Here is an 8910-nt window from a genome sequence, read left to right as displayed (position 1 = left end):
CGGGAACAGCCCCGCAGGCGCGGGGAGCAGAGTTCGGGAGCTGGGGGGTTGTCCGGGGTGGTGGGTGGTTCGAGCAAGTTGCTGGGGTTCGGTCATTTCGGTCGTTCGGGGCGAGTTGGGCCGTCGGCGGGATCCGGCCGTCAGGTTACCGGGAGTGGGAGTCGGTGAGGCGGTCGATGGCGGCGAGGACCTTGGCGGTGCCGTCCTCGGCGGTGAGGGCGGTGGCGAGGGCCCGGGCGCAGTTGCGGTGGTGGGGGGTGTCGAGGGTCCGGCGGATCGCGGTGGCGAGGCGGGCGGCGGTGAGCTGGGGGAGGGGGACGGGGCCGGGGCTGGTGCCGAGGCGGGTGAGGCGGGTGGACCAGAACGGGGCGTCGAGCTGGGCCGGGACGGGGACGGTCGGTGTGCCGGCGCGGAGGGTGGCGGCGGTGGTGCCGGCGCCCGCGTGGTGGACGGTGGCGGCCACGCGGGGGAACAGCCAGTCGTGCGGGGTGTCGCCGATGGTGAGGACGTCGTCGCTGTCGGCGGTGACGAGGCCGCTCCAGCCGGACTGCAGGACGGCGCGGACCCGGGCGGCGCGCAGTGCGGCGAGGACCGTCCGGGTGAGGCGTTCGGGGTCGGGCACGACCAGGCTGCCGAAGCCCACGTAGACGGGCGGAGGCCCGGCGGCGAGGAAGTCGAGGAGCCGCTGCGGAGGTTGCCAGCCGGGATCGGTGTGCGGCCACCAGTACCCGGCGACGGCGAGCCCGGGGCGCCAGTCGGCGGGCCGCGGGACGACGACCGGCGAGAAGCCGTGCAGGACCGAGTGGGAGCTCCTCGCGTGCGCCACGCTCCGCTGGGGAAGGCCGAGTTGGCGGCGGAGACCGCGTACGGCCGGGGCGAAGAGGTGGTCGACGGCGGCCTGGACCGCGTGTCCGGCGAGCAGGTTGCCGGCCGCGCCGAGCGACCGGGTCCCGGTGACCACCGGGGCGAACTCCCTGGTCGGGGCCATGGGCTGGAGCTGGAGTGTCAGGGTGGGGATCCCGGCCGCCTCGGCGACCACCTGGCCGAGGGCGGCCGTGGTGCCGGTGGTGAGCAGCAGGTCCGCGCCGGCCGAGGTGGCCGCCGCGATGGCGTCGCCGAGCCCCGGCATGAACGACCGTGCCAGGCGCGTGAGGTGGACGATGCCGAGCGGGCCGGTGCCGGTCCGGAGGAGGTTCTGCCCCCGTTCGGAGGCGAGTTCGGCGCGCGGGTCGACGGGCAGCGGCCAGAACTCCAGGCCGGCGGACCGGACCGTGTCCGCGAAGGTGGTGTGGGTGGCGACGGCGACTTGGTGGCCGGCCGCGTGCAGCCGCGCTCCGAGCCCGGTGAAGGGGGCGACGTCGCCGCGTGAGCCGGCGGTGGCGATCAGGATGCGCATGGCGGAAGTATCCCGGTGGTGCCGGGTGGCGCGGCCGGTGCCACGCCCGGCGCACCGGAACCACGGGGGCGCACGGCGGCGTCCCTCAGGGCAGGACGGCCGGCGCGGGCCGCCGAGCCGACATGAGGGCGGGAGGACGCATGAGCTTCGTTGCATGGATCGTGCTGGGCCTGGTGGCCGGAGCCCTGGCCAAGCTGTTGCTGCCGGGGCGGGACCCGGGGGGCCTGGTGGTGACCACCCTGATCGGCGTCGCCGGCTCGTTCGTCGGCGGCTGGCTCTCCGCACGCTTCCTGGACCGGCCGGTGACGACGCAGTTCTTCGACCTGGCGACCTGGGCGTCGGCGATCGGCGGCGCGCTGGTGCTGCTGCTCCTCTACCGGATCTTCTTCGGGCACTCCAGGGACTGACCGACGGGTACCTCCCGGGCCGGCCGCCGGGTCCGCCCGGGTCCGCCCGGGTCGGGCTACCCTGCTGTGATGACGCACAGCGAGTTGATCGTCAACCTGCGGGGCCGGCCGATCGACTCCCTCGACGATTTCTGGGACGCGGTCGCCGGTCCGTGCGGCCTGCCGGTGTGGTTCGGCCGGAACCTGGACGCCTGGGCGGACACCATCGACACCCGGGGCATCTCCGAGGTGATCGACGACCACGACCTCCTGACCGTCCACGTCGACCGGCAGGGCCTCTTCGCAGGCGGCCGACGCGAGGCCCGGGCCCTGGGTGCCACCTTCGACGGGGAGCGGAACCGGCTCGTCGTGCATGCACGGGACTGACCGGGCCGACCCGCGCGACGGGCCGGGCGACGGGCCGGGCGGCGGATCGAGCAGGATTCGAGAAGCGGGTGACCCGGCTGCCGCCTAGCGTGATTCGCATGGACATCGCACTGAAGTACTGCAACATCACCGTCAACGACCTGAACGACTCGCTCGCCTTCTACCGCGACGCCCTCGGTCTTGAGGTGCGGAACGACGTCGCCTCGGGCGACTTCCGCTGGGTCACCCTCGGCAGTGCCGCCCAGCCGGGCCTGGAGATCGTGCTCTCGGAGCCGTACGCCGGCCGCTCCCAGGCGGACGGCGACGCCCTCCAGGCGCTGCTGACGAAGGGCGTGCTGCCGATGTTCGTCTTCCGCACCGACGACCTCGACGCCACCTTCGAGAAGGTCCGGGCCTTCGGGGCCGAGGTCCTTCAGGAGCCCGTCGACCAGGCCTGGGGCCCGCGCGACTGCGCGTTCCGCGACCCCTCGGGCAACACGGTGCGGATCACGCAGTCGGAGAAGTAGCGGCGCCCGGGGCTGCCCCGGACGGTCGACGGGCGCCCGGGCGCCCGCTGTCGTCAGGGCTTGGCGGCCAGGCCGCCGAGGACGAGCCCCCAGAGCGCCTCGAACCGTTCCTGGGCAGCCGGGTCGGACCACTCGCCCGCGTACGCCGGGTCGTGGAAGTGCGCGGTCGCCTCGAACACCGCGCGCGCGGTCGAACCGGTCCCGGAGTCCCGGAACTCCCCGGCCTCGACGCCGTCCCGGACGATCTGGCCGATCTGGCGGATCAGCGTCTCCACGTGGGCCTCGACGGTGCTGCTGTTCTCGCCGACCAGCGTCATGTAGGTGGCGAAGAGCTGCGGGTCGTCGAGCGCCTTCTTCCTCTTGGCGGCGAACAGCGTCACCAGCCAGCGGTGCAGGCGCTCGGAGGCCGGGCCCGCTTCGGCGGCGACGGACTGCAGGTCGTGGTGGGCCTGGTCCAGCCACCGCTGGGTGACGGCCTCGCGCAGTGCCGCCTTGCTCGGGAAGAACCGGTAGACGCTGCCGTGGCTCACCCCGAGGGTGCGGGCCACGTCCACGACGGTGGCCTTCGCCGGGCCGAAGCGCCTGAGGGCGTCCTCCGTCGCGCTCAGGATCTGCTCGGCGGTGAGTGCGCTGTCCGTGGCCACGGGGGCGGTACGTCCTTACGGGTGGTGCGTCCGCCTGCGGGGTGGCGGGCGGGCGTCGGGCTGACGGGGGTGTCCGACCTGTACCGGCGGGCGGTGCGGGTACGGACGGCCCTTCTCCGGCAGCGTACTGCGGTCGCGGCGGACGCCTGCGCCCCTGCGGTTCAGTGCTCGCTGTCGAGATGGGCCATCTGGGCGGCAGCGTACCTGTCCCCGGCGGCCGACCCGGCGGGGACCGCCGCCTCGATCGCCGCGAGATCGGCGTCGGTGAGGGTCACGTCCAGGGAGCCGAGCGCCTCGGTGAGCCGGTCCCGGCGGCGGGCGCCGACCAGCGGGACGACGTCCTCGCCGCGGGAGGCCACCCACGCGATCGCGACCTGCGCGACACTGGCGCCCCGCTCGGCGGCCACGGCGCGCAGCGCCTCGACGAGCCGGAGGTTGTGGGTCAGGTTGTCGCCCTGGAAGCGCGGGCTGTGGCCGCGGAAGTCGGTGCCGGACAGCGCGCGGTCGTTCTGCCAGTGGCCGCTGAGCAGGCCGCGCGACAGGACTCCGTACGCGGTGACGCCGATGCCCAGCTCGCGGGCGGTGGGCAGGATCTCGGCCTCGACGGAGCGCGAGATCAGCGAGTACTCGATCTGAAGGTCGCTGATCGGGTGGACGGCGGCGGCGCGGCGCAGGGTGTCGGCGCCGACCTCGGACAGGCCGATGTGGCGGACGTAGCCGGCCTCGACCAGGTCGGCGATCGCGCCGACGGTCTCCTCGACCGGCACGGCCGGGTCGAGCCGGGCCGGGCGGTAGACGTCGATGTGGTCGGTGCGCAGGCGGCGCAGGGTGTAGGCGAGGGCGGTCTTGGTGGCGGCGGGGCGGGCGTCGTAGCCGAGCCACTGGCCGTCCGGGCCGCGCTGGGCGCCGAACTTCACGCTGATCCGGACCTCCTCGCGGTCACGGCCGCGCAGCGCCTCGTGGATCAGCAGTTCGTTGTGGCCCATGCCGTAGAAGTCGCCGGTGTCGAGCAGGGTGATGCCGGCGTCGAGCGCGGCGTGGATGGTGGCGATGCTCTCGGCCTCGTCAGCCGGGCCGTAGAGGTCGGACATGCCCATGCAGCCGAGGCCGAGGGCGGAGGTGGTGGGTCCGGTGGCGCCGAGCGTGCGGCGGGGGATCGGGTGGGCGGTGGCGGACATGCGCGACTCCTGGCGGGGTGGGGGGGTGGGGGGGCGGGCCGGAGGGAGGGTGGCCCGGTTCGACTATGGCACGGGTGCTGACAGAATTCAAAATCTGTCATCTGTCATTTGTCAATCGGCGGCTCGATCCCTCATCGAGCGGAGGTCGCCGCCCTGCTCGGCGCCGCCCCGGCGCCTTCCGTCGGGACGCTCCGCCGACACCTCCGTCGGCACGTGGGCGGAGTGGCGTACGAACGGGCGGGGGTGGGGGCCTGTGCGGAAGCAGGGGTCGGCCCGGAGCTGATCCACCGTCATGGAATCGAGGCCGAGGGCGCCCGGGCCGGTCGGTGGGCGGGCGACCCTCCCGCCTCCCGTCCTGATCCCTCGCCCGGTTCGTTCGGTCCCCGTCCGACCGTCCGACCGTCCGGTCGCCCGGTTCCGCTCCGGGGGATTCGACACGGTTCACCCTGGTTCGTTCCGTCCTGATCCGTTCGTACCGGGCGTTCCCGACCACCGTCGGCCAGTACTGTCGGCCGAGTCGGTGTCACCCATCTGGCCTGGAAAAGACGAGCCTTGGCGTCTTGCGCTGCCGAACCCCGGCGTCGGGTCCATGGTGGAGGTGGGCGCGATCCGGCGACCGCGTCCGTGCGTCGAGTCAGGCCCGCACGCCGTGCGCCGACTGTCGTTCCGCGGTCGGACGTTCGGGGTGGGGACCCGTCCCGGCACTCTGGGAGCAGGGCCACCTCGCAGGAAACCGAACGGTTCTTCTAGGCTCACATCTCGGCTTCTCTGTGGTGGTGCAGGTGTCTGCGCCCGCCGTGGTCGATGCCGATGTCCACCGGGGGCCCCGGGACGACCGGGGCCGCCGGATCGAGCGAGGAGGACGAAATGCCAAGCATGCCGCCCAGCCGTTCCAGCGCACTTGGACCGGACGGACCGTTCCGACGGGCCGCCGTTCCCGCCGTTCCTGCCGGTTCCGCCGGTCAGGTCGGGGCCGGGCAGCCCGGCCGGCCGGGCCGTCCGGACCGGCCGCTGTATACCGGCGGCGGCCGGGGAGGCGAGCGTTGAGTCCTCAAGCCGTCCGGCCGTCCGCCGCACCGACCGTCACCACTGTCACCGCCGACCCGACCGGCGCGACCGATCCGACCGACAAGATCAGTACGACCGGCAAGGCCGGCAAGACCAGTACGGCCAGTACGACCGGCCCGGCCGGTGAAACCGCCACGACCGGTGCGGCCGTGGCCGCAACGACCGTTGCCGCCACCTCCACCGACACGGTCGTCGACACAGCCGTCACCACGGCCGAGCCGACCAGGGCCGCCGCCGCACCCGGCGTGACCGGGCCCGGAACCGCCGTCAACGCCCGAACCGCCCTCGCTCCGGCCACCCCCGCACCCGCCGCCGCACCACCCCCCGCAGCGGCCCCCCACACTCCGGCCGTTCCCGAAGGCGAGGGCCAGACCGGTCCCACCGCCGCGCTTCCCGGGCTGCCCCAGGCCCTCACCACCCGGGCCCGGACGCTGGCCGGCGCCGTCCGCCGCCGCTGCGCCGACCTCGCACGGATCGAGTCCCCCAGCGGCGACGCGCCCCGACTCGACGCCCTCGCCGAGGAGTTGGCCGCGGGCTTCCGGGCCACCGGTGCGACGTTCCGGCGCGAACCCGGCCCGGCAGGCGATCACCTGGTGTTCCAGTGGGAGGGCCGGGACGAGGCGCTGCCGCACCTCCTGGTCGTCGGACACCACGACACCGTCTGGCCCGTCGGCACCCTCGCCGACTGGCCGGTCACCGAGCAGGACGGTGTCCTCAGCGGGCCGGGTGTGGTCGACATGAAGGGCGGACTCGCCGCCCTGGAGGGCGCGTTCGCGCTGCTCGCCGACCTCGGCCAGCAGCCGCACCGCACCGTCCGCCTGGTCGTCGTCTCCGACGAGGAGGTCGGCAGTCCGGACGGCCGCCGCGTCGTCGAACGTCAACTGCGCGGCGCGGCAGCCGTGCTGGGTCTCGAACCGCCGCACCCGGACGGTCGGCTCAAGACCGCCCGCCGTGGCTCGACCCGGGTGCGGCTCACCGTCACCGGGCGCGAGGCGCATGCCGGGAACGACGCCGCCGAGGGCGTCTCGGCGGTGGACGAACTGGTCGACCAGCTGGTCGCGGTACGGGGCCTCGTCAACCAGCCCGGCACGGAGCTCAACGCGGGCCGGATCAGCGGTGGCAGTCGTGCCAACGTGGTGGCCGGCCGGGCCGAGGCCGAGCTCGGCCTGCGGTTCTCCACCACCGAGGCACAGCGCGGCACGCTGGACGGTCTCGCCCGGCTGACCGCACTCCGGGCCGGGGCGAAGGTGCGGACGGAGGTGCTGTCCAGCCGTCCCGCGTGGCCGGAACGGTCCGGCAATCCGCTGCTGCGTCACGTCCGTTCGCTCGCGGCGGTGCTCGGCCAGCAGCTGGACGGCGGTCCGGCGGGCGGGGCGGGTGACACCAACCTGCCGGGCTCCCGCGGGCTGCCGACGCTGGACGGGTTCGGCGCGGTCGGCGGAGGGGCCCACGCGCGGCACGAGCACATCCGGATCGACCAGCTGGCGCCGCGGATCGCGTTGCTGGCGGCGCTCCTCGCCGTGCCGCTGCCGCGCCTGCGCGACCGCTCGGAGGGCTGAGCGTCACCCCCGCGGTGCGGCGGCGGCCGTACCGCGGGGGTGACGGCCGAGGCTGGCAGCCGCCGGTAGAGGGTCGAGGGCCGGTGGCCGAGGTCGGCGGTCGGCGGTCGGCGGATTCCAGGATCCGCCGGTCGCCGGCCACCAGTCACCGGCCGCCCGGAGCGCTCGCCGGCCGTCACCTGCCGTGACGGCCCGTTCCCGCTTTCCGCCGTGCCGTGCCGTCGATGTCCCTTGTCATGCTGCCGCCTCACCGCGCACAATGGTACCGACCGAACGGTCAGTCGGTTGCCCGGTCGGTGGTCGAGGCAGGTCGTCGACGCACCGGGGCAGCGGTACACGGACAGGAGAGAGGGGACCGCGGTGACAGCAGAGGTGGCCGAGCCGGTCCCCGAGCACGCCCGGCAGTCGCACGGCGCGAGCCCGGCGGACGCGGCGAGCCCGGTGGACGAGGCGGGCCGGGCCCACGGAACCGGCGGGCCCGGCCCGGAGCGGCAGACGCCGGAGGAGCTGTTCGAAGCGGTCATCGCGGCCGAGCAGCGGATCGAGCCCCGGGACTGGATGCCCGACGCCTACCGCGCCACCCTGATCCGCCAGATCGCGCAGCACGCGCACTCCGAGATCATCGGCATGCAGCCCGAGGGCAACTGGCTCACCCGGGCGCCGTCCCTGCGCCGCAAGGCGATCCTGCTCGCCAAGGCCCAGGACGAGGCCGGTCACGGCCTCTACCTCTACGCCGCCGCCGAGACGCTCGGGGTGGACCGCGCCGAGCTGACCGAGAAGCTGATCTCCGGCCGCCAGAAGTACTCGTCGATCTTCAACTACCCGACCCTGACCTTCGCCGACGTCGGGGTGATCGGCTGGCTGGTCGACGGCGCCGCGATCTGCAACCAGGTCCCGCTCTGCCGGTGCAGCTACGGCCCGTACGCCCGCGCGATGGTCCGGATCTGCAAGGAGGAGTCGTTCCACCAGCGTCAGGGCTACGAACTGCTCATGACGCTGATGCGCGGCACCGAGGCGCAGCGCCGGATGGTCCAGGACGCGGTCGACCGCTGGTGGTGGCCGTCGCTGATGATGTTCGGCCCGTCGGACGCCGACTCGCCGAACACCGCCCGTTCGATGGCCTGGCGGATCAAGCGGCACACCAACGACGAGCTGCGGCAGCGCTTCGTCGACATGACCGTCCCGCAGGCCGAGCACCTCGGGGTCACCCTTCCCGACTCCCGCCTGAGCTGGAACGAGGACCGCGGCAGCTGGGACTTCGGCGAGCCCGACTGGTCCGAGCTGACCCGGGTCATCCACGGCCAGGGCCCGTGCAACGCCCAGCGGACGGAGCGCCGCCGGGCCGCCCACGAGGACGGCGCGTGGGTCCGCGAGGCGGCCGTCGCCTACGCGGCGAAGCGTCGCGCGGAGGCCCGCCACCCGGCGGAGCCGCAGCAGGCGGAGCGGCCTGCGGAGTCGCAGCAAGCGGAAGAGGAGAACGGGAAGTGACCGAGTCCAAGGCCGGCTGGCCGCTCTACGAGGTGTTCGTCCGCCCCCGGCGCGGCCTGAACCACGTCCACGTCGGCTCGCTGCACGCCGCCGACGACCGGATGGCCCTGCTCGCGGCCCGTGACCTCTACACGCGCCGCAACGAAGGCGTCAGTCTCTGGGTGGTCCGCTCCGACGCGATCACCGCCTCCACCCCGGACGAGCGCGACCCCTTCTTCGAGCCCAGCGGCGACAAGGTCTACCGCCACCCGACCTTCTACGACATCCCCGAGGATGTCCCGCACATCTGACCGGGAGC

10 protein-coding genes are annotated in these 8910 nt (G+C 74.1%); 6 read left to right on the top strand and 4 right to left on the bottom strand.

Annotated elements, in window-relative coordinates; all coding sequences use genetic code 11:
* Positions 1-145 precede the first annotated feature (145 nt).
* Entirely contained in the window at positions 146-1396 is a 1251-nt protein-coding gene (locus PUR61_RS20880) for a glycosyltransferase (protein ID WP_329880633.1), read from the bottom strand.
* 140 nt (positions 1397-1536) lie between these two features.
* Between PUR61_RS20880 and PUR61_RS20875 the strand changes: the two genes are divergently transcribed.
* The 3 genes from PUR61_RS20875 (at position 1537) to PUR61_RS20865 (ending at position 2675) form a co-directional block, all read left to right on the top strand.
* Positions 1537-1803: a GlsB/YeaQ/YmgE family stress response membrane protein gene (locus PUR61_RS20875; protein ID WP_329880632.1), complete on the top strand. Its 267-nt coding sequence runs from the start codon at positions 1537-1539 to the stop codon at positions 1801-1803.
* A gap of 69 nt (positions 1804-1872) precedes the next feature.
* On the top strand, positions 1873-2169 hold the full coding sequence (locus PUR61_RS20870) for a barstar family protein (protein ID WP_329880630.1): 297 nt from the start codon (positions 1873-1875) through the stop codon (positions 2167-2169).
* Between the two features lie 98 nt (positions 2170-2267).
* Complete coding sequence (locus PUR61_RS20865; RefSeq protein ID WP_329880628.1) at positions 2268-2675, top strand: VOC family protein; 408 nt, start codon at positions 2268-2270, stop codon at positions 2673-2675.
* A gap of 53 nt (positions 2676-2728) precedes the next feature.
* Here the strand turns inward: PUR61_RS20865 and PUR61_RS20860 are convergent, their stop codons facing one another.
* The 3 genes from PUR61_RS20860 to PUR61_RS20850 all read right to left on the bottom strand — a co-directional run bounded on the left by PUR61_RS20860 (position 2729) and on the right by PUR61_RS20850 (position 5375).
* Entirely contained in the window at positions 2729-3319 is a 591-nt protein-coding gene (locus tag PUR61_RS20860) for a TetR family transcriptional regulator (RefSeq protein WP_329880626.1), read from the bottom strand.
* Between the two features lie 161 nt (positions 3320-3480).
* On the bottom strand, positions 3481-4497 hold the full coding sequence (locus tag PUR61_RS20855) for an aldo/keto reductase (RefSeq protein WP_329880625.1): 1017 nt from the start codon (positions 4495-4497) through the stop codon (positions 3481-3483).
* Between the two features lie 752 nt (positions 4498-5249).
* A complete protein-coding gene (locus PUR61_RS20850; protein WP_329880624.1) occupies positions 5250-5375 on the bottom strand; it encodes a hypothetical protein in 126 nt (41 codons plus the stop codon).
* Between the two features lie 165 nt (positions 5376-5540).
* Between PUR61_RS20850 and PUR61_RS20845 the strand changes: the two genes are divergently transcribed.
* The 3 genes from PUR61_RS20845 to paaB all read left to right on the top strand — a co-directional run bounded on the left by PUR61_RS20845 (position 5541) and on the right by paaB (position 8902).
* Positions 5541-7124, top strand: coding sequence for a M20/M25/M40 family metallo-hydrolase (locus tag PUR61_RS20845; protein ID WP_329880623.1), 1584 nt, complete (start codon positions 5541-5543; stop codon positions 7122-7124).
* Positions 7125-7565: 441 nt separating this feature from the next.
* A complete protein-coding gene (gene paaA / locus PUR61_RS20840; RefSeq protein ID WP_443035210.1) occupies positions 7566-8612 on the top strand; it encodes a 1,2-phenylacetyl-CoA epoxidase subunit PaaA in 1047 nt (348 codons plus the stop codon).
* The gene (paaB, locus tag PUR61_RS20835; protein WP_030056311.1) at positions 8609-8902 is read left to right on the top strand and encodes a 1,2-phenylacetyl-CoA epoxidase subunit PaaB; all 294 of its coding nucleotides are present in this window, start codon (positions 8609-8611) and stop codon (positions 8900-8902) included. Before paaA ends, paaB begins: the two co-directional genes overlap by 4 nt.
* Positions 8903-8910: the final 8 nt, after the last annotated feature.

It is taken from the genome of Streptomyces sp. BE20 (genome assembly GCF_036322525.1).
Classification (GTDB): Bacteria; Actinomycetota; Actinomycetes; order Streptomycetales; family Streptomycetaceae; genus Kitasatospora.
This window is presented reverse-complemented; position numbering and strand designations above follow the sequence as displayed.

What these genes read in the sequence shown, in the direction of transcription:
- PUR61_RS20850 (WP_329880624.1), bottom strand. Translation starts at nt 5,375, where the DNA reads ATGCTTGGCATTTCGTCCTCCTCGCTCGATCCGGCGGCCCCGGTCGTC.
- PUR61_RS20865 (WP_329880628.1), top strand. Translation starts at nt 2,268, where the DNA reads ATGGACATCGCACTGAAGTACTGCAACATCACCGTCAACGACCTGAAC.
- PUR61_RS20880 (WP_329880633.1), bottom strand. Translation starts at nt 1,396, where the DNA reads ATGCGCATCCTGATCGCCACCGCCGGCTCACGCGGCGACGTCGCCCCC.
- PUR61_RS20855 (WP_329880625.1), bottom strand. Translation starts at nt 4,497, where the DNA reads ATGTCCGCCACCGCCCACCCGATCCCCCGCCGCACGCTCGGCGCCACC.
- PUR61_RS20870 (WP_329880630.1), top strand. Translation starts at nt 1,873, where the DNA reads ATGACGCACAGCGAGTTGATCGTCAACCTGCGGGGCCGGCCGATCGAC.
- PUR61_RS20875 (WP_329880632.1), top strand. Translation starts at nt 1,537, where the DNA reads ATGAGCTTCGTTGCATGGATCGTGCTGGGCCTGGTGGCCGGAGCCCTG.